The organism is Frankia sp. CeTa3Moorea (genome assembly GCF_978021225.1).
On the sequence record NZ_CDXDOR010000002.1, the window covers coordinates 38100 to 60461 of the forward strand.

A 22362-nucleotide genomic window follows, 5' to 3' on the forward strand; every position below is an offset into this window, starting at 1 on the left:
GCCCGCGGAGTGGAACGGTCACGCAGGTGCCACTGGCGAAGAAGCGTCCGCCGACGCGGCCGCCGATCGGGCGGTGCGGCAGGGACAGTTGGGGTGGAGCGGCCAGGTGCGGCGGCGGATCCGCCAGCCGGGAACGGTGAACTCCAGCGTGCCGTCGGCGGTCACCGGTAGGCCGGCGGTCACCGGTAGGACTGTGCGCGGGGGAGTCAATGTAACGAAGGTCTCATTGTTGCTGCTTGCTGTCGGTGGCAGGTAGGCCGAGTTGTCGGGATGTTGGCCCGGGGTGGGGCCCGTGACGCCGGATAGGTCGGATAGGTCAGGTGGGGCGGGTGGAGGCGAGGCGGCGAGGTCCAGAAAGGCCAGGGCCTGCATGGCGGTGAGCGCGGCGACAAGACCCGCCAGGGTGATCTCGCAGGCGTCCGGCCCGGCGGCCGGGCGGTGGGCCATCTGCATGGCGAGCACCGGCCAGACCGGGTTCCGGGAGTACCGGTGGAGATGCTGGCAGTGCAGGCACGCGGTCACGGTCGGCACGACGAGCGGACCGACGATCCCCGTGGTCTCCCGCACGCCGGCCACGAGATGGGCGGTGCCCCGGCCTTCCAGGTCGAGGCACTCCCCAGGGTGGATCATCGGCAGACCGACCGGAGCCAGCACAATCAGGTCCGCGGCGAACCCGTCCTCGTCGGGCCGGCGGTGCCCGGCGGCCTGCCGGCTGGCCCGGGTCACCGCCGCGCCGGTGGCCAGGGAGCGGGGACGCCCCACATCGTCGAGGCGCAGGCCGCCCGGGGAGACGTCGGCGGCGGTCGTCACCTCGGGATCGTCGATGACGACCCGGCCGATCCCGGCCGCGGCGAGCAGGGCCGCGACCTGAGCACCGACGCGACCGGCGCCGCGCACAAGAACACGCATCGCCCGGCGGGTGGCGAGGACCCGGCGCGCACCGGCCGGATCCTCTGATACCAGGGACAGCGCCGCCAGATCGGGCGACAGGCGGTCATGCTCGACCGCGGGCAGCGGTGCCGCACCGGGAGGCGCCGTGGCGTCGTCCAGCAGGCCGGCCTCGGCGAGCAGGTCGAGCAGGACCCGGCCGGCGGGAGTGCCATCGAGACGCAGCTGCTCCAGCGTGCGGCTGCCGTCGAGGGCGTCGAGCAGGGCGGCGTCCGACGGGGCCAGATCGGCGAGGAGGACGGCGCGTGCGGTGTCGATGCCGAGCTGCAGGGTGGAGCTGTTGTGCCAGAGCCGGCGCAGGCCCGGCTTGAGGATCGGGCGCATGGATCCTCCGGGTGTTCCCGCCGGCCGGTCGAGGCCGGGGAATCGGACCAGGATGGGCCGGTCACGGCGACCGGCGGATCCTCAGCGTGGCACGTCCGACCGGCGAAGGGGGAACGCCCGTGGATCGCTGTGGACGTGCTGTGGACGAAACTGTGGATCACCCCGGTCCGCCCGGGTTACCTGTCCGGCTTGTCTGGTTCGTCGGATCCGCCATCGGCGGGTGGGGCGCCGCGGAGTTTCTCGATTTCGCCGATCGGGTCGTCGAGCGCGCTCGACGGCGCGCCGGACACGAACGCCTCCGGGGCGGCGAGATCTGCCGCGGTGGGCAGCAGATCGGGATGCGCCCACAGCGCGTCGCGACCCTCGTGACCCCGGGCGTCCCGTACCGCCTCCCACAGGGCGGCGGCCTCCCGCAGCTTGCGTGGCCGCAGGGAGAGACCGACCAGCGTGGCGAAGGTCTGCTCGCCCGGACCGCCTTCGGCGCGACGGCGTCGCACCATTTCGCGTAGTTTGCCCGCGGCCGGCAGATGACCGGCGGCCGCGGCGTCCGTTACATGATCGACCCAGCCCTCGATCAGCGCGAGGATCAGTTCGAGACGGGCGAGCGCGGCCTTCTGCTCGGGGGTGGTGGCGTCGCTGAACACGTCCTCGCCGAGCGCCTCCGACAGCCGTTCAGGATTCATCAACGCCGTCGGGTCGACCATCCGCATCACCCGTCCGACGGCCTCGGTGTCCACCGCGATGCCGCGGGCGTACTCCTCCACCGCGCCCAGGACGTGGGCGCGTAGCCAGGGGACGTGCGCGAACAGCCGGTTGGACGCGGCCTCCCGCAGCGCCAGGTAGATGCGTACCTCGTCCTCGGGGATCTCCAGGCCCTGACCGAAGGCGACGACACCCGCTGGGATCAGGGCGGCGGTCCCGACCGGTCCGAGCGGCAGCCCGACCTCGGTGGAGGAGACGACCTCGGCGGCCAAGGTGCCGATCGCCTGCCCCACCTGGGCGCCGAACAGCATCCCGCCGACCCGGTTCATCATCTGCATAATGGGGCCGCCGGTGGCCATCAGCCCGCTGAGGTTGAGCCCCGGGGGCAGCGCGCCGCGCAGCTCACTCGGCAGCTCGATCCCGCCGCCACCGAGCTGGTTCAGCCCGCTGGAGATCCCAGTGCGCATCGCCTCGACGACCTTCGTGGCGATCGGGTCGCAGAGGGTCTGCCAGACCGGCAGGGTCTTCTCGATCCACTCCTGCCGCGACCAGGCCTCGGCCGCCGTGGCCCCGGCCGGCAGCGAGGTCACCGCGTCGAGCCAGACGTCGGCGATCCGCATCGCCTCGCCCACCGGCTCCCGCTGGGCCGTGGACACCGCGGAGTCGGTGTCGCCGAGGGATCTGACGGCCACCTGGCGGGCCAGCTCCCAGTTGACCGGACCGCCATGCCAGGACAGCAGCCGTTCGAGCTCGGCAAAGAACGGGGCGCCGCCACCGAAGGGGGGTCGGGGCTCGTCGCCGCCGCCAGCGGGCGTGAAGCCGAACGGGAAGTTGCCACTCATCGGCCGTAGCCTCCTCGGGAGGCGGGCAGTCGCACGCACAGTTGGCACATGAACCCACGGTAATGCGTTTTCTGCCCAACGGGCGAAACGGCGCTGGCCCCGACCGTTACGGTCGTAGCTGTGGAACCGATGTGTTCTCTGGCGGGGGCCCCGCCGACCGCTCCCGCGTCACCCGCGCATCCTTCGTCACCTTCGCCGTCTCCGTCACCTTCGCCGTCTCCGTCACCTTCGCCGTCTCCGTCACCGTCTCCGTCTCCGTCACCTTCGCCGTCTCCGTCACCTTCGCCGTCTCCGTCGTCCGCGCCGGACCCGGTCGCGCGGGTGACGCTCGCCGAGATCCGGGACGGCGCTCTGTCGGTGGACGAGTGCCTGGCTGCCGTGCGGTTCCCCGGTGTGGGGGGGATCGCCCTGTTCGTGGGCACTGTCCGGGACCAGGACCAGGGCCGCGGGGTGACCGACCTGACGTATCAGGCGCATCCCCGGGCCGGCACGGAGATCGCCCGGGTCGCCGGCGACGTCGCCGCGACCGCACCGGTGCTGGCCGTCGCGGTGGTTCACCGTACCGGTCACCTCGCCGTCGGGGACACCGCCGTGATCGTGGCGGTCGGCGCGGCCCACCGGGCGGAGGCTTTTGCCGCCTGTCGTCGTCTGATCGATGACATCAAGGAGCAGGTTCCCATTTGGAAACACCAGATTTTTGCGGATGGCGCGGCGGAATGGGTAAGCGCCTGCTGATCGGGGCACCCTACGATAGAAAACAAGTCATCTTCTTGCCCGTCTCGACGTCGAGGCTCCCATGTGGTTCCTGTTGATCCCCCCCGTCGCCGTGCTCATAACTCTTGCGTGGGTCGCCCTACGCAGCCGTCCCGACCGCACCTCCGAAGCCATGATCACGATTGAGGGCTATCGGCGCAGTATGGCCGCGCTGGCCCGACCGATCCCCACCCAGCACGAGGTTCGTACCGTTACCGCCCTCGACGAACCCGGCCATCCCGGCCATCCCGGGCGGTCCGCCGCGGCCGGGGCACCGCCCTCCGAGAGACACACGGCGCCGCCGTCCGAGTCCACCTGATCGTCTCCGTCCGGCGGCCGGGGCATCTCACCGGCCGCCGGGCGGCGGTTCAGGACCGAGCGATCCTTCGAGTCCCTCGACCGTGCTTTTGATCTCGCTCTTTACTCCCCACTTCCCGGCCTGCCGCGCTGCCTTCCGCGCGGCCTTCCGGGACTCCGCCACGGCCTTCCGCTGCGCCTTTCGGGCCACCGAATGCCTTTCGGCACCGATCATCGCAACCCCGGGCCGTCGTGGCGAACCTCGGTTCCCGGACGCTGGGACGAGGGTTGTGAGCCCTGGTACATAGACTGTGAGCATGGTCCGGCGCACCCAGACCCTCGTGGTCGCGTCGGTACTGGCTTTGGTTCTCGTGGTCGCGGGGCTGTGGATGCCGGTACCGTTCGTCACCTTGGCCCCCGGGCCGGTCACCGACACTCTCGGCAGCGTCGACGGGACGTCCTTGATCACCGTGGAAGGCCGGCGGACCTATCCGACCGCCGGCAAGCTCGAGCTGACCACGGTCGAGGAGACGCCCCGGCTCAACCTCGTCACCGCGCTGCAGGACTGGTCCGACTCCGACCGGGCGGTGGTGCCCAGCGAGCTGATCCGGCCGCCCGGTTCGAGTCAGGAGCAGATCCAGCAGGAGAACGCGCAGGCGATGCTCGACTCGCAGGACCAGGCGACCGCGGCAGCGCTCGCGCAGCTCGGTATCGCGCCCACCGGCCGTTCGGTCGTGGTCGCCGGGGTCCCCGCGGGCTCCCCGGCCACCGGCAAGCTGACGCCGGGCGATGTGATCACGAAGGTCGGCGGGGTGGCCGTGGCCAACCAGGAGGAGCTGCGCCGGCAGGTCGGGAAGGTGACTCCGGGCCATCCCGTGACGGTCACCTATCAGCGCGACGGAAAGACGGCCACGGCCACCGTCACGACTCGGGCCGCCACCGACGACCCCGCTCGCGCCATGATCGGTGTCACCACGACGGAGAAGCGGACCTACCCGTTCACGGTTCGTATCCGTATCTCGGATGTCGGCGGGCCGAGTGCCGGGCTGATGTTCGCGATGGGCATCGTGGACCTTCTCACCCCCGGCGCGTTGACCGGGGGAAAGATCATCGCTGGCACCGGGACGATCACCTCCGCCGGTGAGGTGGGACCGATCGGCGGTATCCAGCAGAAGATCCTCGGGGCCAGGGTGTCCGGGGCATCGATCTTCCTGGTCCCCGCGGGGAACTGCGGCGACGCCCGCGCGATCGACTCCGGCGGTCCGCGCCTGGTGAAGGTTGAATCGCTGGCGGGCGCGCTGAAGGCCGTCGACGCCCTCCGGGCGAATCCGGCCGCGGCGGTGCCGTCCTGCTGAGCGCGCCCCAAGCGCGCCCCATCCGTGCCATGTGCCATCCGTGTGCGCCCGGTGCTGCTGTTGTGCCCGGTGGCGCCGGTGCCGGAAGGGGACGGGCGGCTGCCGTGCGCCGCCGCCCGCCGGGTCGACTCACTGGAAGGTCGCGAGCAGCCCGTCGACGAGGTTGTCGGCCAGATCCGGATCGATGACGAGTTCGTCGTCTCCGCGGACTCGCAGGCAGGACGCGTGCAGCCCACTGCGGGTGACTCCGACGGCGAGGCGGACGTCCTGGCGTTCGGGATGGTTCGCCGCCCAGTACTCGATCTCGTGATCGGAGTACGGAGCCTCCTCCTCCGCGCTGGGCGGCAGGACGACAAGCTCGGTGACCAGCACGCACCCGAGCACCTCCGGCGGCCATCCGATCCCCGCCAGCACCTCGTCGAGCCGTCCCACCGGCAGCGGTTCCTGCTCGACCGGGGTCAGTGACCCAGGCGGGGAGTCGCCGATGTGGGGGGCCAGCGCGGGTTCTCGCGCCAGCAGGTCGGCGGTGTCGGCCAGCGCGTAGACCTGGCTGGGCTGATCCCACCCGGAATCGGCGACGTGCCGCTCGACCTCGAGTACGACGGAGGTCAACTCCGTGATGTTCGGGCTGTTCACCGACCCATCCTCTCCGATCTCCCCAGAGCCCTTGGCGTAGGTTGCCGTACTAGCGCGGTACGCGCCCCGAATCACCGACGCACGGAGGAACCTGTGGCAACCACCAGTCGCCGCCCGGTGCTGACCCGCACCAAGGTGCTCGTGCCGGTGCTGCTTGTCATCGTCCTCGCGATCACGATCATCGCCGTCTTCACTCAGCTATACACTGACCTGCTGTTCTACCGCTCGATCGACTTCAGCGGGGTGTTCACCACAGTCCTCTACACCCGGATTTTGCTGTTCGTCCTCTTCGGCGCGATAATGGCGATCATCGTCGGAACCAACATCGTACTTGCGTACCGGCTACGGCCGCCGCTTCGGCCGTTGTCGACCGAGCAGCAGAACCTGGAACGGTACCGGTCGGCGATCGAGCCGTACATGCTGCTGATCCTGCTCGCGGTCACGACGCTGTTCGGCCTGGCCGCGGGCCTGTCCGCCGCCGGCCAGTGGCGGACGTGGCTGCTGTGGGTGAACGGCGAGTCTTTCGGGACCCCTGATCTGCAGTTTCACCGGGACATCAGCTATTACGCGTTCAGCTATCCCTTCCAGCGGTTCCTGCTCGGCTTCCTGCTGACCGCGGTGCTGCTGTCGTTGCTCGTCACCCTGCTGACCCACTACCTGTTCGGCGGAATCCGGATGCAGACCCCGGGAGAACGGGTGGCCCCGGCGGCGAAGGCGCACATCTCGGTGCTGCTCGGGCTGCTCGCCCTGCTCAAGGCGTGGGCGTATTACCTCGACCGGTTCGGCTCGGTGTTCTCCTCGCGCGGGGTGGGGACCGGTGCGTCCTACACCGATGTACACGCCGTGCTGCCGGCGAAGCTGATCCTGCTGTTCATCTCGCTGGCCTGCGCGGTGCTGTTCATCTACAACATCTTCCAGCGGGGCTGGACGCTGCCGCTGCTCGGCGCGGGCATCCTCGTCCTGTCCTCGGTGGTGATCGGCGGAATCTACCCGGCGATTGTCCAGCAGTTCCAGGTCCGGCCGAACGAGGCGACCCGCGAGGAGCCCTACATCGCGCGCAACATCGCGGCGACCCGGGCCGCCTACGGCATCCAGGACGTCGAGCCGCAGGACTATGCCGCCAGCACCGACGTCACCGCTCAGGAGGTCGCCGCCGACACCGGCACGGTCCCCAACATCCGCCTGCTCGACCCCAGCAAACTCTCCCGGACGTTCCAGCAGCTCCAGCAGTTCCGCGGCTACTATGGTTTCCCGCCGACTCTCGACGTCGACCGGTACACCGTCATAGGGGCGGACAAGAAGCCGACGACCCAGGACTACGTGGTATCGGTGCGGGAGCTGAACCAGGCCGGGCTGGGAACGCAGCAGCGCAACTGGATCAACGAGCACCTGACCTATACCCACGGCAAGGGATTTGTCGCGGCGCCGTCGAACACCGTCGACGTGGGGCGCCCCGACTTCGATCACGGCGTGAGCGGTTTCCCGCAGGACGGTACCTTCGGTATCAAGGAGAACCGGGTCTACTTCGGGGAGATGTCGCCGTCGTATTCCATCGTCGGCACCAGGCAGATGGAGATCGACGGGCCGGGGCCGGGAGAAACCCAGGCCACCACGACCTACCAGGGCGACGGTGGGGTCTCGATCGGCTCGACCTTCCGTCGGGCGCTGTTCGCGCTGCGGTTCGGGGAGAAGAACATCCTGCTCTCCGGCGACATCACGAAGAACTCCCGGATCCTGTACGAGCGAAACCCGCGGGACCGGGTCAGCAAGGCAGCGCCCTGGCTCACCCTCGACGGAGACCCGTACCCGGCGATCGTCAACGGCCGGATCACCTGGATTCTCGATGGTTACACAACATCTGACGGCTATCCCTACTCCGCCCGGCGCACTCTGGGTGACGTGACCGCCGACTCGGTGACCACCCAGAGCGGCAACCGCACCCGGCAGGCCTCGAACCAGGTCAACTACATCCGTAACTCGGTGAAGGCGACGGTGGACGCTTACAACGGCACCGTCACCCTCTACGCCTGGGATGAGTCCGACCCGGTGCTACGGACCTGGATGAGGGCGTTCCCGGACACGGTGAAGCCGAAGAGTGACATCCCACCGTCCCTCCGGGCACACCTGCGTTATCCGGAGGACCTGTTTAAGGTCCAGCGTGATCTGATCGGGCAGTACCACATCTCCAACCCGCGGGACTTCTACTCCCAGGAGGACTTCTGGGATGTGTCCGACTCGCCGGATGGAAGCGGGCAACCCCAGCCGCCGTTCTACGTCTACAGCCAGCTTCCCGGGCGCAAGGGCCCGTCCTACAACCTCACCTCACCGTTGATCTCCGCCCGGTCCTCGAAGCTCGCGGCGTACATGGCGGTGTCCAGTGACCCCGCCAACTACGGCCGGTTCACTCTGCTCAAACTGCCGGCGGGGAACACGATCAACGGTCCGGTCCAGGTGCAGAACGCCATCGAGGGCAACGGCGACGTGGCCAAACAGCTGTCACTATGGCGCAGCGGGGGAGCGACCACGATCGAGGGCAACCTGCTGACCCTGCCCGTGGCCGGCGGGCTGCTCTACGTCGAGCCCTACTACGTCCAGGCCAGGGGGAGCACCGGCTACCCGACCCTGCAGGGGGTCGCCGCGGCCTTCGGTGACCGCATCGGTTTCGGTACCTCGCTGGGTGAGGCCTTGGAGAAGGTCTTCGGCGCCGGCGCCGGTGCCGCGGCGGCCGGGGCCGGAACCGGGGCCACGACCACGGACACCGGTCAGGACAGCACGCCGGCCCCCAGATCAGGGCAGGGCGGGACAGGCGTCCCGCCGCCGGGGCAGACCGCGCTGCAGGACGCCGTGGGCGACGCTGACCGCGCTTACCAGGCGGGGCAGGACGCCCTGGGCAAGAGCCCGCCGGACTTCACCGCCTACGGGAAGGCCCAGAGCGAGCTGGCTGATGCGCTGGGTCGCCTGCGTACTCTGTCGAGTCCGGCGGCGACGCCACCCGCTGCCACGGCATCATCCGGTGCCACGGCGCCATGGGCCGGTGCATCGGTATCCGCGTCACCGGTCCCCGCGTCACCGGCCGCCAAGCCACCGGCTCCGTCCCCTTCGGCGACCGTGGCCGGCGGCGACACTCCCGGTCCACCGGGGGCCCGGGCCGCCCCGGCACCCGGCTAGTCCCGAAAGTCCCACATTGGGGCCGCCATCGGTTTGACAGCTACCGATGGCGGCCCTGTATAGTGAAGACACACCGACGCGGGGTGGAGCAGCTCGGTAGCTCGCTGGGCTCATAACCCAGAGGTCACAGGTTCAAATCCTGTCCCCGCTACCAGTCGAAAGCACCTTCGGAAGTTTTTTCCGAGGGTGCTTTCGCATTTATGCAGGCATCATTATCACGAGCATCATTATCACGAGCCGTTTTCATCGGAATCCGCCCGGTCCTTCCGCCGGTCGGCGACCCGGGCGCCCGGCCGGGATGCGCGCCGACACCCGGCGGCGCGACACCCCGCGGCGCGACACCCCGCGGCGCGGGGCCCGGCGGCGCGGGCCCGGATCGGCGGTCGTCCACGCCCGGGACACACGGTGGCGGCCTGGGACCCGCCCCGGCCTGGCGGCCATCGGCGGCGGGTTCTCCCGCGGCGGCCCGTCCCGGGATCAGCGGGGGGTGGCTCCCGGGGTTCGCCACGGGCTCGCCGGACGCACCGCCTCGGCCGCCCGCACCAGCGCTTGGGCCAGCCGGCGGGCCTCGTCCGGATCCAGGTAGGCCGCGGCAAGGGTGTCGAGCATGGGCGCATCCAACCGGAGCAGGATGACCGGAGCCTTCCCGGCGCTCGCCGGTGGCTCGGGACGCACCGTTATCTCCGCTTGCCCGATCCGGGTAACCATAATGCCGTCCTGCGGGTCATGGTGGACCAGCGCCATGTTCACCCCATCGTGTGTCCGGGCCAAGATATTTGAAGTTCGTTGCGTATGTTGGACTCTTGTTGTGGCCGCTTGGTTGTTCCCATCGGCGGTACAAACGGTGACACCCCCGAACCGCATACCCGCCCGCGTCGCCGCACCCGGCAGCCCGTCGGCAGGTCCTGCGCCCTATCGATGTTCGACCCGGCCGGCTTCCCCTCCGGCCTGGCGGCCCGCGCTGTCGGCACCCGGACGTTTCAGCGTGCTCCCCACGTGTAGGTCTGCTTGACCAGCCGCAGGTAGACGAACGTCTCGGTGGCGAGGACCTGTGGCAGGGCGCGGATCTGATCGTTGATCAGTTCGAGCAGGTGCTCGTCGTTCTCGGCGACGATCTCCACGATGAGATCGAAGGATCCGGCCGTCAGGACGACGTAATCGACCTCGGGCAGCGCGGCAATCGTGTCGGCGACGACGCGGGTGTCCCCGGTGACCCGCACCCCGATCATCGCCTCCCGGTGGAAGCCCACCCGGAGCGGGTCGGTAACGGCGACGATCTGCATGATGCCGGCGTCGAGCAGACGCTGTACCCGTTGGCGCACGGCCGCCTCGGAGAGCCCGACCGCCGCCGCCATGGCCGCATAGGACCGCCGGCCGTCCTGCTGCAGCTGCTCGATGATGGCCTTGTTGACATCGTCCAGCAGGGTGCCGGAGCTGAGTCGCTGGTCGGGCGACCGTCGCGACTGCACCCGGCGTCCTCCTCGGTCCTCCGTGGCGGTTCCCCACGCCCGTTCACGCTGGCCTGTCCCTGCCGCCATCGTATGGCCGTCGATGAGTGAACTGGGAAGCGAGCCTTATCCACGCAATCTTCGACGGATTCCATCGTCAGGCTGCCGATCAGTCTACTATTTCAGTGGCTGATCGGTGGAAAGGATGCGTGGATGGTGTCGAATGTGATCGCTTCCGGGAGCGGTGTGACCCGGGCCGTGCCGCAGGCCAGAGCCGCGGAGCTGGCCGCGCGCGAGTCCGCCCGTCTCAACGCCCGCACCCGGGGCTCGGCGGCGCTGCATGCGCGGGCGGTGCGGTCGATGACCTCCGGGGTGCCGTCGTCCTACCAGGTACGTGATCCCTGGCCGATCTACCTCACCCGCGGTCTCGGGCCGAGGGTCTGGGACGTCGACGGCAACGAGTACGCCGACTTCCACAACGGGTTCGGTTCGATGGTGCAGGGGCACGCCCACCCGGCGATCGTGCGGGCCGTGACCGAGCGGGTGGCGCTCGGTACGCACTTCGCGATGCCCACCGAGGACTCCGTGGTGGTCAGCGAGGAGCTGGCCCGCCGCTTCGGGCTGCCGCAGTGGCGCTACGTCAACTCCGGCTCCGAGGCGACGATGGACGCGATCCGCATCGCCCGCGGCGTCACCGGCCGCGACACGATCGTCAAGATCTTCGGTTCGTACCACGGGCACCACGATTACGTGATGGTGTCGATCGGGACCCCGTACGACGACATCGGCCCGGCCGAGCATATGAACTCGCTGGGTTACGGTGCCGGGATCCCCCGGGTAGTCGTCGACCTCACGGTGCCGGTCCCCTTCAACGACGCTCCGGCGATGGAGCGGCGGATCGCCGCGCTCGCCGCCGAGGGACGCCTGCCCGCCTGTGTGATCATGGAGGCGGCGATGATGAACCTCGGCGTCGTCCTGCCGGAGCCCGGTTACCTGGCGGCGGTCCGGGAGATCACCTCCCGGTACGGGGTCATTCTGATCTTCGACGAGGTCAAGACGGGGCTGTGTGTCGCGGCCGGTGGGGCCACCGAGAGGTTCGGCGTGCGCCCGGACATGGTGACCCTGGCCAAGGCGCTCGGTGGCGGGCTGCCGTCCGGGGCGATCGGCGCGACGGCGGAACTGATGGAGGTCGTGGCCTCGGACCGGGTGAAACAGGTCGGCACGTACAACGGCAACCCGCTGACCATGGCCGCCGCCCGGGCGAGCCTGTTCGAGGTGCTCACCCCCGACGCCTACACCCACCTCGACCGGCTGGGTGGCCGGTTGACCGCCGGCTGCGACGAGATCCTGGCCCGCCACGGCATTCCCGGCTACACCGTCGGCATCAGCTCGAAGGGATGCGTGCACTTCACCGACGCGCCGATCCGTGACTACACCTCGTTCATGGCGCACCAGAACGCCGAGTTGCCCGAACTGGCCTGGCTCTACAACGCCAACCGCAACGTCCTCATGGCGCCCGGGCGCGAGGAGGAATGGACGTTGTCGGTGCAGCACACCGACGCCGACGTCGACCGTTACCTCGACAGCCTCGACCAGATGGCCCGGGACCTCGTTGGCTGAGCCGGCCCGATCCCCCAGGAGGGACAGAGACATGGATGCGATCTTCGCCAATCTCATTGGTGGCGTCTCCACCCCGGCCGTCGATGGCGAGACAATGCCCATCCTGAACCCGTCGACGGCGGACCTGCTGGCGCAGGCACCCCGGTCGGGGCCGGCCGACGTCGACGCAGCCGTGCGGGCCGCGAGCGCGGCGTTCGAGGGCTGGCGGGACACCACGCCCGCGCAGCGGTCCCGGGCACTGCTGCGGGTGGCCGACGCGCTGGAGGACCGGGCCGACGAGGTCGCGGCGGTGGAGAGCGCGAACACCGGCAAACCGCTGCGGCTTACCGTGGACGAGGAGGTCGGGCCGTCCGCCGACCAGATCCGGTTCTTCGCCGGGGCCGCGCGGCTGCTCGAGGGCCGGTCGGCCGGCGAGTACCTGGCGGGGCACACCAGTTGCGTCCGCCGCGAGCCTATCGGGGTCTGCGCCCAGGTCACGCCCTGGAACTACCCGCTGATGATGGCGGTCTGGAAGGTCGCGCCGGCGATCGCGGCGGGCAACACCGTCGTGCTCAAGCCCTCCGACACCACCCCGGCCTCCAGTCTGCTGCTCGCCGAGATCGCCGCGGAGTTCCTCCCGCCCGGCGTGCTCAACGTGGTGTGCGGCGATCGTGACACCGGACGCGCGCTGGTGGCCCATCCGGGCCCGGCGATGGTCTCGGTGACCGGCAGCGTGCGGGCCGGGATGGAGATCGCCCGGGCCGCGGCGGACTCCTTGAAGAGGGTGCACCTCGAACTCGGGGGCAAGGCGCCGGTCATTGTCTTCGACGACGTGGATCCGGCGGTGGTGGCGCGGCAGATCGCCGAGGCCGCGTACTTCAACGCCGGCCAGGACTGCACGGCAGCGACCAGGGTGCTGGCCGCGCCGGGCGTCCACGACGACCTCGCCGCCGCCCTGGCCGAGGCGGCCGGGAAGACGGCGACCGGATCGCCGGAGGAGCCCGACGTCGACTACGGGCCCCTCAATAACGCGGGCCAACTGGCCCGGGTGAGCGGTTTCGTAGAGCGGGCACCTGAACATACCGAGGTGCTCGCCGGCGGTGCTCCGCTGGACCGGGCGGGCTACTTCTACCCGGCCACGGTCATCTCGGGTCTGCGCCAGGACGACGAGCTTATCCAGTCCGAGGTGTTCGGCCCGGTCATCACGGTGCAGCGGTTTGACTCGGAGGACACCGCGGTCGCCTGGGCCAACGGGGTCGAGTACGGCCTGGCCTCCAGCGTCTGGACCCGCGATCACGGCCGGGCCCTGCGGGTCGCCCGCCGGCTGGACTTCGGCTGCGTATGGATCAACACGCACATCCGGCTGGTGGCGGAGATGCCGCACGGTGGGTTCAAGAAGAGCGGGTACGGCAAGGATCTGTCGGTCTACGGCCTGGAGGACTACACCAGGATCAAGCACGTGATGAGCAACATCGAGTTCTGACCACCAGGTCTGACCACCGGGGTGGAACCGAATTCTGGCCGCCAGGTTCTGGCCGCCAGGTCGGAGTGGTCGGGCGCGGGGAGCCGGGTACGAGTCCCGGGCCGGCTCCCGGGGTAGGCCGTGGAAGTAGGATGGTGTGCTTCGAGCCGGGGTGATCGCCGGTCCGGGGCGGGTGGGTGGCGGCGAGTCGCGGGTGGGTGGTGGCGAGTGAGGAAGAATCCAGCCTCGGTCGTGGCATCGGCAGACGGGATGACGAGCACCGAAGGCGGCCGTGCCTACGGCGTGCCCCGGGTGAGCCCGCTGACCTCCCGCTTCGTCACGGTCCACGGGTACCGGCGGTGCTATCTGCGGGCCGGGCGCGGCCCGGTTCTGCTGCTCATCCACGGCATCGGGGACAATGCGCGCACCTGGGCCTCGATCATCCCGGAGTTGGCCCGCCGGCACACCGTCATCGCCCCCGACCTGCTGGGACACGGGGAGTCGGACAAACCGCGCGGTGACTACTCGGTGGCCGGCTACGCGTGCGGGATGCGTGACCTGCTCACCATCCTCGGGATCGAGCGCGCCACGGTCGTCGGGCACTCGCTGGGCGGCGGGGTGGCCATGCAGTTCGCCTACCAGTTCCCGGAGCGCTGCGAGCGGTTGGTGCTGGTCGCCACCGGCGGGGTCGGGCCACACCTGCATCCCGCGCTGCGGGCGGCGGCCGTGCCTGGAGCCGGGGCGCTGCTGTCCCTGATCGGCATGCCGCCGGTGCGGGTCGCCGGCTGGGCCGGAATGCACGCGCTGCGCCTGCTGCACACCGATCTCGGGCGGGACGCCGACGATCTCCTGAACGTCTTCGACTCGCTGGGCGTACCCACCGCGCGGGCGGCGTTCCTGCGCACGCTACGGTCGGCGGTGGACGGGCATGGGCAGTCCATCACGATGCTGGACCGGTGCTACCTCGCCGCTGGGATGCCCTCGCTGATCGTCTGGGGTGACCGGGATGCCGTCATCCCGGCTGAGCACGCGTGGATGGCGCACGAGGCGATGCCGGGGAGCCGCCTGGAGATCTTCGCCGGTGCCGGGCATTTCCCCCATCACACTGACCCCGAACGCTTCCGGGCGGTTCTCGAGGATTTTCTGGCGACCACCCGGCCGGCGAGTCACTCCCCGCAGCAGTGGCGGGCGATGCTGCGTGAGCACGGCCGCTCGACTAGGACCACGGAAGCATCCGGGGCCGCAGCCCAGCCGTCGGGCGCGCGTTCGACCCCGGCGGAAGCCGTGGGTCGTGGCCTCACCCGGAGCCGATAAACGGGCACGGCCGCCGGCCATGGCGGGGCCGGGATCCGCCGTTATACGTTCACCGAGGTGACCCGTCGCATCGGGGTGGACCCGCTATGCATCGACGACCCAGTTGGCCATCCATAGCCATGCCTTGCGGGAAGTCGCCCGGCGAGATGCGTCGGTGCCGTTCTCGGCTGAACCGCTCTCGCGGAAGGTCTTCCCGGTCACCGATGGATCCGGCCAGCCGAGGATCAAGGACTCTCGTACCTCTTGGCGTGTCGCCTGTTCGGGCCAGGGTCTTCGCGTGATGCGCTGTCTTCCGGCGCGGGTCTGCATTAACTGCTCGGCACCCGCTATCGTGGAGTTCAACGGGCAGGCCGGCGTCAATATGGCCTATCCTTGGTGGCGTAACACCAAAGTCCTCTCAAATCTCGGAGGTCGACCCTTGGCACGCCGTGCACGACTCAGCTGGCCCCAGGAACGGCGCCAGGCGAGTGAGGTGGTTGTCCGCCGGGTCGACCCCGGTCGGGGCTGGACCCTGGAACAGGCTCGTGACCTGGTACGACAGGGATACTCCGTCGAGCATGTGGCGGAACGCACCGGGTTTCCGGAGCAGATGCTGAAAGTCGCAGAGGAGGACTGAGTGCAGCCTCCCGCCATCCCGGTGCCAAGAAAGTGCCACGGTGCGCCATCGTCGGCCGCCGGCGCGGGAGTGAGTGTTATCCCTTTCGTGGGTCAATCCGCAGGTTCGGGGAACCGATCTTTCCCTGGCGCTCGAGGGTGACGCCGGTTATAGCCTGCGCGACGCTATCCTAACCAGCAGTGATATGACGGTGTGCCGGAGCCGCGTCACTCTGCGCACAACTGAATCAACGACTTCGCCTGGTTGGCTACCCAATTCGTCTGACCTCGGCGCACCTACGACAGTCGCGTCGCCGGGCACCCCTGCTGGCTATGCCCGGGTGGCACCCGTCACGCGTACCAGCCGGCGTAGATGGTCGCTGTAGACCGCATCGAGCCCGTATCCGGCTAGCCGGGTCAGTGTGGTTGTTCGTTGCGCATCCCACCCGAACACGGCGATACCCAGGTTGTGGAGAACACCGACGATGCCGGCCCGGGGCGGGGTCCATTCACGCGCGCGCAGGTTGAGGGCGGTGACTCCGACGGCCCGGAGTTCATCGCCGTACGCGGTCATTCCGCCACCGGCGACGATATCGCGGATCGACGTCGAGTTCACCAGCCGGACATCGTCATCCAGCGGTCGGTATTTCGCGAGGTCCGTGAGCCCGCCGCACAGCCACAGCCGCCTCGCCGCCTCGCCGCCACCGGCCTCGCGGGCGACGGCGGCGACGGCCGCCGCCGCGTCCGCCCAACTGCCTGGCGGGCCCTTCAGGTCAAGACTGAACTCGAAGGACGTACCCAGCTCCGCGTAGAACTCCGCGAGGGTCGGCAGCCACCCCGGCAGGCGGTCGGCGGTCAGGTCGGGAATCCGCCGACGCCGCCCGGGCGGGCCGAACACACCGTCATGATGCAGGACCGGAACGCCGTCGGCGGTGAGCCAGACGTCCGACTCCAGCCCACTCGCCCCGCCGGCCAGGGCACGACGGAACGCGGGCAGGGAGTTCTCCCGCTGGCCGGGGGCGGGGGAACCACGATGCGCAAAACCGATCATGAAGAGCCGTTGAACGACTGCAGCGCGACGTCGTGGAGATGCCCGTTGGTGGTGAGCACCGTGCCGTGTCCCGGTCCCCGGCGTCCGCCCAGGTCGGTGAACCGGCCGCCGGCCTCCTCGACGATGACCTGGAGCGCGGCCATGTCCCAGAGCGACACCTCGGGTTCGCAGGCGAGGTCCACGGCGCCCTCGGCCACCATCATGTGTGACCAGAAGTCGCCGTAGGCGCGGGTCCGCCAGACCTGGCCGGCGAGGTGGAGGAACTCCTCCAGCCGGTCGGCGGTCTGCCAGCCTTCGACGGAGGCGAAGGACAGGAAGGCGTCACCCAGGCTGGTGACCGAGGAGACCTTCAGGGCACGGGTGTCGCCGGTGGCGTCGCGAGTGAAGGCACCGGTGCCCCGGGCTCCCCACCACCGTCGGCTCATCGCCGGGGCGCTCGCGACCCCGACGACCATCTCGTCGTCCACCTCGAGCCCGAGCAGGGTGCCCCAGACGGGCACGCCGCGCACGAAGTTCTTGGTGCCGTCGACGGGGTCCAGGATCCAGCGCCGGCGGGCGCCCGATCCGACGAGACCCTCCTCCTCGCCGAGCACGGCGTCGCCCGGCCGGGCCACAGCGAGCCGTTCGCGGATCATGGACTCGACGGCGGTGTCGGCGTCGGAGACCGGGGTGTTGTCCGGCTTCGACTCGACATGCAGGTCTACTGCCTGGAATCGGGAAAGAGTGATCCGGTCGGCGGCGTCTGCGAGGCTGAGCGCGAGGGCCAGATCGTCGGCGATGGCGACGGTGTCGGAGTCCGCGGTCGGTTCGATGCTCACGGAGGTGGGGTTAGGCGGGGTCACGCCTGCGAGACTACGAGCCGAGCCCCACCGCGCGTCGGTGGTCCCGGGCGGCGGGCACCGGGTGGCGGGGTGAGTGTGACTAATCTCCCGATCTATTGCGATCAAGGCGATGCTCCGCGGGCGCCGAGCAGCCGGCGCAGGCTCGCCAGCCGGGCAGCGTCGGCATGGCCGTCCCGCACCGCCGAGTCCAGGGCGCAGTCGGGGGACGGCGCCAGGTGCTCGCATCCGGGCTGACAGTGCGCGGCGGCCGCGGCGAGGTCCTCGAAGGCCCGCAGCACCCGCTCCGGGGACACCGCGCCGAGCCCGAACGACCGGACACCCGGGGTGTCCACAACAGTGCCCCCCTGGGGCAGCAGCAGTGCGACAGCGGCCGACGAGGTGTGCCGGCCGCGGCCGGTCACGGCGTTGACCTCGCCGATCGCCCGGTCCGCCGCCGGCACCAGCCGGTTCACCAGGGTGGACTTGCCGACCCCGCTGTGCCCGAACAGCACACTGACCCGATTGGTCAGCAGCTCCAGCAGCGCGTGCAGGTCCCCACCGGGGCGCGTGGTCACGACGGGGAGCCCGAGCGGGCGGTACAGCTCGACCAGCGGTACCGGATCCGCGAGATCCGTCTTGGTCAGGCACAGGACCGGGGAGAGCCCGCCGTCGTAGGCGGCGACCAGGCACCGGTCGATCAGGCCGGGCCGCGGCGGCGGATCGGTGACCGCGCAGACGATGACCAGGACGTCGGCGTTCGCGACGATCGGGCGTTCCACCGGATCGCTGTCGTCGGGGGTGCGCCGCAGGACGCTCGTGCGTTCCTCGCGGCGGACGATGCGCGCCAGGAGGCCCGCCGCCCCGGAGACATCCCCCATGAGGGCCACCCGGTCACCGACTATCACGGAGGTCCGGCGCATCGACCCACCGCGCACGGCTGCGACCAGGCGGTCGGCCATCGCGTCGAGTCGGCAGGTGTACCGGCCGCGGTCGACGCCCACCACTACCGCCACAACCGCCTCGGCATGGTCGGGCCGGTCCCGGGTCCGGGGGCGCGATCCCCGGCCCGGCCGGACCCGGACGTCGTCCTCGTCCAGCTCGCGGGCCATCGGACTAGCCGCCGGCGCCGTCGGTCGGCCCCGGGGGGCCGCCGGCCCGGCCCGGGGGGCGTCGCGTCGCGCCGCTCATCGGGCCAGCATCGCCGTCCACATCCGGGGGAAGTCCGGCACCGTCTTGCCGGTCGTCGCGATGTCGTCGATGACGATCCCGGGCACCACGAGGCCGACCACTGCGTAGGCCATCGCCAGCCGGTGATCGGCGTGCGGGTCGAGCCGGGCGCCGTGCAGGGGCGCCGGACTGATCGCCAGCCCGTCGTCGGTGACGGTGACCCGTGCGCCCAGGCGACCGAGTTCGAGGGCCAGGGCGGCTAGCCGGTCGGTCTCCTGCAGCCGCAGGTGCGCGATGCCCCGTAGCCGTGACGGCGAGTCGGCGAGCACGGCGAGCGCGGTCAGTGTCGGAGCGGCCTCCCCGAAGTCGGACAGATCGACGTCGATCCCGTGGACGGCGCCGCCACCGATGATCTCCAGGCCCGCCGGCGTGCGCCGGGCCGTGCCTCCCATCGCCACCAGCAGATCGGGCAGCAGCCGGCCGGGCTGCTCGGTCGACTCCGGCCAGTCCGGGATCACCACCCGCCCGCCGGTGGCGACCGCCGCCGCGAGGAAGGCCGCCGCGCTGTTCATGTCCGGTTCGATGGTCCGGTCCGCGGCGGTCGGCCTGCCCGGTTCGACGCGCCAGCGCCGGGTGCCCGCCACCGGGCCGGCTGCGGGGGAGCGCACGGCGTCGACCTCGACCGTGGCGCCGGCGGCCCGTAGATCCGCGACGGTCATGTCCAGGTAGGGAGCCGATGGCAGCCGGGACCCGCGGTGGACGACCGTCACCCCGGTGTCGTAGCGCGGGGAGGCGAGGAGCAGCCCCGAGACAAGCTGGCTGGAGTGGGAGGCATCCACGATCACCTCGCCGCCGCGCAGCCGCCCTCGGCCGTGCACGGTAAAGGGCATTCGGTCGCGGTCGATCTCGGCGCCGAGCTCGCGCAGCGCGCCGAGCAGCGGGGTGAGTGGGCGCTCGCGCATCCGCGCGTCTCCGTCAAAGACGACATCGCCGCGGGTCAGCGTGGCCAGCGCCGGGGTGAAGCGCGCCACGGTGCCCGCGTTTCCGCACTCCGCGCGCGCGGCGGGTGCGGCGCTCGGCGTCGGGTGGCCGTGGACGACCCAGTCGGGCCCCTCGGTGGATACCTCGGTACCCAACGTCCTCAGCACCCCGGCCATCAGCAGGGTGTCGCGGGAGCGCAGCGCACCCCGCAGCCGGGAGGTTCCATTCGCCAGCGCGGCGAGCACGAGTGCCCGGTTCGTGCCGGACTTCGAGCCGGGCACCGCGACGACGGCCTCGACCGGTTGCCGTGCGAGTGGAGCCGGCCACGGATCGGACTGCGTTCCGGTGGCTTCGGTACCCGTCAGGATGCTCACCATGACAGCATGCCGGACGACGGCCCGGGTCAACCGCGTCCTCGCGACCTGCGCCGGCCGGCACCCGATTCCCGCCGGTCGGGTCGGGTGCCGGTCGGGTCGGGTCGGGTCGGGCGGGGCGGGAGGCCGGGTGGCGACGAGAAGATCCTTTGAGCGTGCCTATCCGTCGTGCGGCGCGGTGGTGGTGGCCGACCTGGTCCGTCGCGGTGAGATCGCCGCGCAGGAGGCCGTCGATGCCGCGTTCGCCCGCCTGCGCGCGGTGGACGGCGTCCTGCGGGCCTTCACCGAGCTCTGGCCGGAGGAAGCCGGGCGCACGGCCAGCGCGGTGCAACGCGCCCTGGCTCGCGGTGCGGACCTGCCCCTCGCCGGCGTGCCCGTCGCCGTCAAGGCAGGGGAGGGCGTCGACGCACCCGTGACCCAGAAGCTGATCGCGGCGGGAGCGGTCGCGATCGGAACGACCGCGGTACCGGTGCGGGCCGCGCACGTCTGGCAGACCTGGGGCCACACCAGCCGTGGCCCGACCGTCAACCCGTGGCGGGTCGACCGCGTCCCGGGCGGATCGTCGGCCGGCTCGGCCGCGGCGGTGGCGGCGGGGATCGTCCCGCTCGCCACGGCCAGCGACGGCGCCGGCTCCACCCGCCTCCCGGCGGCCTGGTGTGGAGTGGTCGGCCTCAAACCCACGAACGGACGGCTGCCTACCCGGGACCCGGCCGGGTTCACCGTGCCCGGTCCGATCACCCGGACGGTCGCGGACGCCCAGGCCTGGCTGGAGGTGGTCCTCGGCGACCCCGGGTCGCGCCCCGCGGCCGGCCCGCGCGGCGCGGATCGCGTGCCGGGTGCCGCCTGGTCAGCGACGCTCGGATTCGCCACCCCCGAGCCGGAGGTGGTGGCGGTCAGCCGCGCCGCCGCCGAGCGTCTCGTCCGCGCCGGTGCGCTGACCTGGCGTGCGGTCCCCGTCGAGCTGGAGGATCCGGAGGAGGCGTGGACGGCGCTGCGGGCGGCCACCACGACCACCACGACCACCACGGCCACTGCCCCGGTGGACCGCGGCCGCCGTGACCGGAGCAGCGCGGCGTCGCGGGAGGACAACGACGCCCGGCTCGCGGCCATCCTGGCCCGGGTCGATCTGATCATCACGCCCACCACGCCGAACCGGCCGCATCCGCACAGCGGCCCCGGCCAGACCCGGAGTGTGAGCCTCACCTGGGCGTTCAACCTCAGCGGCCACCCCGCGGTGAGCGTCCCCGCCGGATTCACCGACGACGGCTGCCCGGTTGGCCTCCAGATCGTCGGCCGGCACGGGGACGAGGCCCGGCTCCTGGGAATCGCGGCCGCCCTCGAACGCCTCGCCCCCTGGCCCGCATGGACCGACCGTCGCGCCGGATCTTAGGCGGACCGGCGGGCCGAGGCGATGAGATGGATGCCGATGGACTCACCCTCACGCTCGGCGGAGAGTTCCACCTCCGTGCGTACCAGGGTGGGGAAGCACGAGACGTCCTCGGCGACCGCACGCTTGACCGCCTCTGCGGAGAGCACGGTGCGCGGGCGGATCCAGTCCACGTCGAGCCCTGCGCTGGTCAGCAGCGCCCGAAGTTCCTCAGGCCAGAAACACCGGGTGATCGTTCCGTCTTCCGCCGGCACGAGCACCACGTCCGCCCGCGGGACGTCGGACAGTTCCGCCCAGCGGTGCTGTTCGGCGAGCCGGGCGAGCCCGAGCAGCAGGGAGTCGACGCAGAGCAGCAGCTGGCCGCCCGGCCGCAGCATCCGGTGGATCTCCTCCAGGATGGTCTCGGTGGCGAGGCAGAACGACAGCGCCCGAGCCTCGGCGAGGACGGCGTCGAAGGAACCGGGAGCGAACCAGTCCAGCGAGCGGGCGTCTCCCACCACCGGCAGAAGCGTCCCGGGACCGCTCCCCGGATCGGGCGGCAGGGCGCTGGTGACCACCCGGACGACCTGATGGCCGGTGCTCACCATCTGGCGGGCGAAGCGGGCCCGCGGGCCGGAGACGTCGAGCACCCGCGCGGGCCGGGACGGCAGCCATTCGCGGAGCTGGACCGCCGCGACCTCTTCGTAGAACGCCCAGTATGGGTCGTCACTGTTGGCTGGAGCCTCGCAGACCAGGGTGTTCGCTCGCCCGCGAGACGGACCCGGATCGGCGTCGAGGCCAGGCGGCATGAAACGTTCCTACCCTTCGAGGGGCGATGATGCGAGGTAAGTCACACACTCAAGGCGGAAGTCTGACAGATTCCAGGCTCGACCACGTCGTGTCCTTCCCCGTTCGCGCGGATAGATGCGCGCCGGATTCGCCGTCCACCGCCGCCGGCCCCGGGCAGGTCCCGGGTGATGGAGCGCCCACAGCTGTGGACGGCGGGCGGCTGCTGGTGGCTCCCGGCACGACGGAGTCGACGGTGCTCTTCCTGCACGGAGCCGGGACTGGCACGGACACGCCGCTTTTCGTACAACTTGCGGCATATCTCACCTCTGTCGGGGTGCAGGTGGCGCGGCTGGAGATGCCGTACCGCGTCG

19 protein-coding genes and 1 tRNA gene are annotated in these 22362 nt (G+C 70.8%); 10 read left to right on the forward strand and 10 right to left on the reverse strand.

Translation table 11 applies throughout. From position 1 onward, the window contains the following. Positions 1 to 18: 18 nt before the first annotated feature. A complete protein-coding gene (locus AC08OV_RS00715) occupies positions 19 to 1272 on the reverse strand; it encodes a ThiF family adenylyltransferase (protein WP_476613278.1) in 1254 nt (417 codons plus the stop codon). A gap of 176 nt (positions 1273 to 1448) precedes the next feature. Continuing rightward, positions 1449 to 2816, reverse strand: coding sequence for a zinc-dependent metalloprotease (locus AC08OV_RS00720; RefSeq protein ID WP_476613277.1), 1368 nt, complete (start codon positions 2814 to 2816; stop codon positions 1449 to 1451). 321 nt (positions 2817 to 3137) lie between these two features. On the opposite strand from AC08OV_RS00720, the gene AC08OV_RS00725 reads away from it, so the two are divergent. The 3 genes from AC08OV_RS00725 (at position 3138) to AC08OV_RS00735 (ending at position 5221) form a co-directional block, all read left to right on the forward strand. Next, positions 3138 to 3551, forward strand: a complete 414-nt coding sequence (locus tag AC08OV_RS00725) for a molybdenum cofactor biosynthesis protein MoaE (RefSeq protein ID WP_462188353.1) — start codon at positions 3138 to 3140, stop codon at positions 3549 to 3551. A 61-nt stretch (positions 3552 to 3612) separates the two neighbouring features. Next, positions 3613 to 3888 carry a hypothetical protein gene (locus AC08OV_RS00730; protein WP_462188354.1) on the forward strand — a complete coding sequence of 92 codons (276 nt, stop codon included), beginning with the start codon at positions 3613 to 3615 and terminating at the stop codon, positions 3886 to 3888. A gap of 295 nt (positions 3889 to 4183) precedes the next feature. Beyond that, positions 4184 to 5221: a YlbL family protein gene (locus AC08OV_RS00735; protein ID WP_462188355.1), complete on the forward strand. Its 1038-nt coding sequence runs from the start codon at positions 4184 to 4186 to the stop codon at positions 5219 to 5221. 129 nt (positions 5222 to 5350) lie between these two features. Here the strand turns inward: AC08OV_RS00735 and AC08OV_RS00740 are convergent, their stop codons facing one another. Further along, positions 5351 to 5857 (reverse strand): PPA1309 family protein, encoded by a 507-nt coding sequence (locus AC08OV_RS00740; RefSeq protein ID WP_011438157.1) that lies wholly within the window; start codon positions 5855 to 5857, stop codon positions 5351 to 5353. Between the two features lie 93 nt (positions 5858 to 5950). Here AC08OV_RS00740 and AC08OV_RS00745 point away from each other — a divergent pair, with 93 nt between their 5' ends. Next, positions 5951 to 9025: a UPF0182 family membrane protein gene (locus tag AC08OV_RS00745; RefSeq protein ID WP_476613275.1), complete on the forward strand. Its 3075-nt coding sequence runs from the start codon at positions 5951 to 5953 to the stop codon at positions 9023 to 9025. A gap of 77 nt (positions 9026 to 9102) precedes the next feature. Continuing rightward, positions 9103 to 9179: transfer RNA gene (locus AC08OV_RS00750), tRNA-Met, on the forward strand. Positions 9180 to 9502: 323 nt separating this feature from the next. On the opposite strand, the gene AC08OV_RS00755 is transcribed toward AC08OV_RS00750, so the two are convergent. Both AC08OV_RS00755 and AC08OV_RS00760 read right to left on the reverse strand, forming a co-directional pair. Further along, positions 9503 to 9889, reverse strand: a complete 387-nt coding sequence (locus tag AC08OV_RS00755; protein ID WP_476613274.1) for a DUF6907 domain-containing protein — start codon at positions 9887 to 9889, stop codon at positions 9503 to 9505. Between the two features lie 116 nt (positions 9890 to 10005). Beyond that, positions 10006 to 10494 carry an Lrp/AsnC family transcriptional regulator gene (locus AC08OV_RS00760; protein ID WP_476613273.1) on the reverse strand — a complete coding sequence of 163 codons (489 nt, stop codon included), beginning with the start codon at positions 10492 to 10494 and terminating at the stop codon, positions 10006 to 10008. Between the two features lie 192 nt (positions 10495 to 10686). Between AC08OV_RS00760 and AC08OV_RS00765 the strand changes: the two genes are divergently transcribed. From AC08OV_RS00765 to AC08OV_RS00780, 4 genes are all read left to right on the forward strand, one after another. Then, entirely contained in the window at positions 10687 to 12093 is a 1407-nt protein-coding gene (locus AC08OV_RS00765) for an aspartate aminotransferase family protein (RefSeq protein WP_476613272.1), read from the forward strand. 31 nt (positions 12094 to 12124) lie between these two features. Further along, complete coding sequence (locus AC08OV_RS00770; RefSeq protein WP_476613271.1) at positions 12125 to 13555, forward strand: gamma-aminobutyraldehyde dehydrogenase; 1431 nt, start codon at positions 12125 to 12127, stop codon at positions 13553 to 13555. A gap of 249 nt (positions 13556 to 13804) precedes the next feature. Further along, complete coding sequence (locus AC08OV_RS00775) at positions 13805 to 14848, forward strand: alpha/beta fold hydrolase (RefSeq protein ID WP_462186228.1); 1044 nt, start codon at positions 13805 to 13807, stop codon at positions 14846 to 14848. Between the two features lie 472 nt (positions 14849 to 15320). After that, on the forward strand, positions 15321 to 15464 hold the full coding sequence (locus AC08OV_RS00780) for a hypothetical protein (RefSeq protein WP_476617512.1): 144 nt from the start codon (positions 15321 to 15323) through the stop codon (positions 15462 to 15464). Positions 15465 to 15773: 309 nt separating this feature from the next. On the opposite strand, the gene AC08OV_RS00785 is transcribed toward AC08OV_RS00780, so the two are convergent. The 4 genes from AC08OV_RS00785 to aroA form a co-directional block, all read right to left on the reverse strand. Then, positions 15774 to 16493, reverse strand: coding sequence for a glycerophosphodiester phosphodiesterase (locus AC08OV_RS00785; RefSeq protein ID WP_476601413.1), 720 nt, complete (start codon positions 16491 to 16493; stop codon positions 15774 to 15776). Next, positions 16490 to 17335: a histidinol-phosphatase gene (gene hisN / locus AC08OV_RS00790; protein WP_462186211.1), complete on the reverse strand. Its 846-nt coding sequence runs from the start codon at positions 17333 to 17335 to the stop codon at positions 16490 to 16492. Before hisN ends, AC08OV_RS00785 begins: the two co-directional genes overlap by 4 nt. Before the next feature lie 101 nt (positions 17336 to 17436). Next, on the reverse strand, positions 17437 to 18423 hold the full coding sequence (gene rsgA / locus AC08OV_RS00795; RefSeq protein ID WP_476619136.1) for a ribosome small subunit-dependent GTPase A: 987 nt from the start codon (positions 18421 to 18423) through the stop codon (positions 17437 to 17439). 75 nt (positions 18424 to 18498) lie between these two features. Further along, the gene (gene aroA, locus AC08OV_RS00800; protein ID WP_476619137.1) at positions 18499 to 19839 is read right to left on the reverse strand and encodes a 3-phosphoshikimate 1-carboxyvinyltransferase; all 1341 of its coding nucleotides are present in this window, start codon (positions 19837 to 19839) and stop codon (positions 18499 to 18501) included. Between aroA and AC08OV_RS00805 the strand changes: the two genes are divergently transcribed. Then, complete coding sequence (locus AC08OV_RS00805; protein WP_476619138.1) at positions 19838 to 21226, forward strand: amidase; 1389 nt, start codon at positions 19838 to 19840, stop codon at positions 21224 to 21226. The two genes, aroA and AC08OV_RS00805, sit on opposite strands and share 2 nt — an antisense overlap. On the opposite strand, the gene AC08OV_RS00810 is transcribed toward AC08OV_RS00805, so the two are convergent. After that, positions 21223 to 22011 carry a methyltransferase domain-containing protein gene (locus AC08OV_RS00810; protein WP_476615983.1) on the reverse strand — a complete coding sequence of 263 codons (789 nt, stop codon included), beginning with the start codon at positions 22009 to 22011 and terminating at the stop codon, positions 21223 to 21225. The genes AC08OV_RS00805 and AC08OV_RS00810 overlap by 4 nt on opposite strands. Between the last annotated feature and the right edge of the window lie 351 nt (positions 22012 to 22362).

Coding starts and splice junctions, on each gene's coding strand:
- AC08OV_RS00735 (WP_462188355.1), top strand. CDS start 4,184: ATGGTCCGGCGCACCCAGACCCTCGTGGTCGCGTCGGTACTGGCTTTG.
- rsgA (WP_476619136.1), bottom strand. CDS start 18,423: ATGGCCCGCGAGCTGGACGAGGACGACGTCCGGGTCCGGCCGGGCCGG.
- aroA (WP_476619137.1), bottom strand. CDS start 19,839: ATGGTGAGCATCCTGACGGGTACCGAAGCCACCGGAACGCAGTCCGAT.
- AC08OV_RS00785 (WP_476601413.1), bottom strand. CDS start 16,493: ATGATCGGTTTTGCGCATCGTGGTTCCCCCGCCCCCGGCCAGCGGGAG.
- AC08OV_RS00765 (WP_476613272.1), top strand. CDS start 10,687: ATGGTGTCGAATGTGATCGCTTCCGGGAGCGGTGTGACCCGGGCCGTG.
- AC08OV_RS00810 (WP_476615983.1), bottom strand. CDS start 22,011: ATGCCGCCTGGCCTCGACGCCGATCCGGGTCCGTCTCGCGGGCGAGCG.
- AC08OV_RS00730 (WP_462188354.1), top strand. CDS start 3,613: ATGTGGTTCCTGTTGATCCCCCCCGTCGCCGTGCTCATAACTCTTGCG.
- AC08OV_RS00770 (WP_476613271.1), top strand. CDS start 12,125: ATGGATGCGATCTTCGCCAATCTCATTGGTGGCGTCTCCACCCCGGCC.
- AC08OV_RS00805 (WP_476619138.1), top strand. CDS start 19,838: ATGACAGCATGCCGGACGACGGCCCGGGTCAACCGCGTCCTCGCGACC.
- AC08OV_RS00720 (WP_476613277.1), bottom strand. CDS start 2,816: ATGAGTGGCAACTTCCCGTTCGGCTTCACGCCCGCTGGCGGCGGCGAC.
- AC08OV_RS00775 (WP_462186228.1), top strand. CDS start 13,805: ATGACGAGCACCGAAGGCGGCCGTGCCTACGGCGTGCCCCGGGTGAGC.
- AC08OV_RS00715 (WP_476613278.1), bottom strand. CDS start 1,272: ATGCGCCCGATCCTCAAGCCGGGCCTGCGCCGGCTCTGGCACAACAGC.
- AC08OV_RS00755 (WP_476613274.1), bottom strand. CDS start 9,889: ATGCGGTTCGGGGGTGTCACCGTTTGTACCGCCGATGGGAACAACCAA.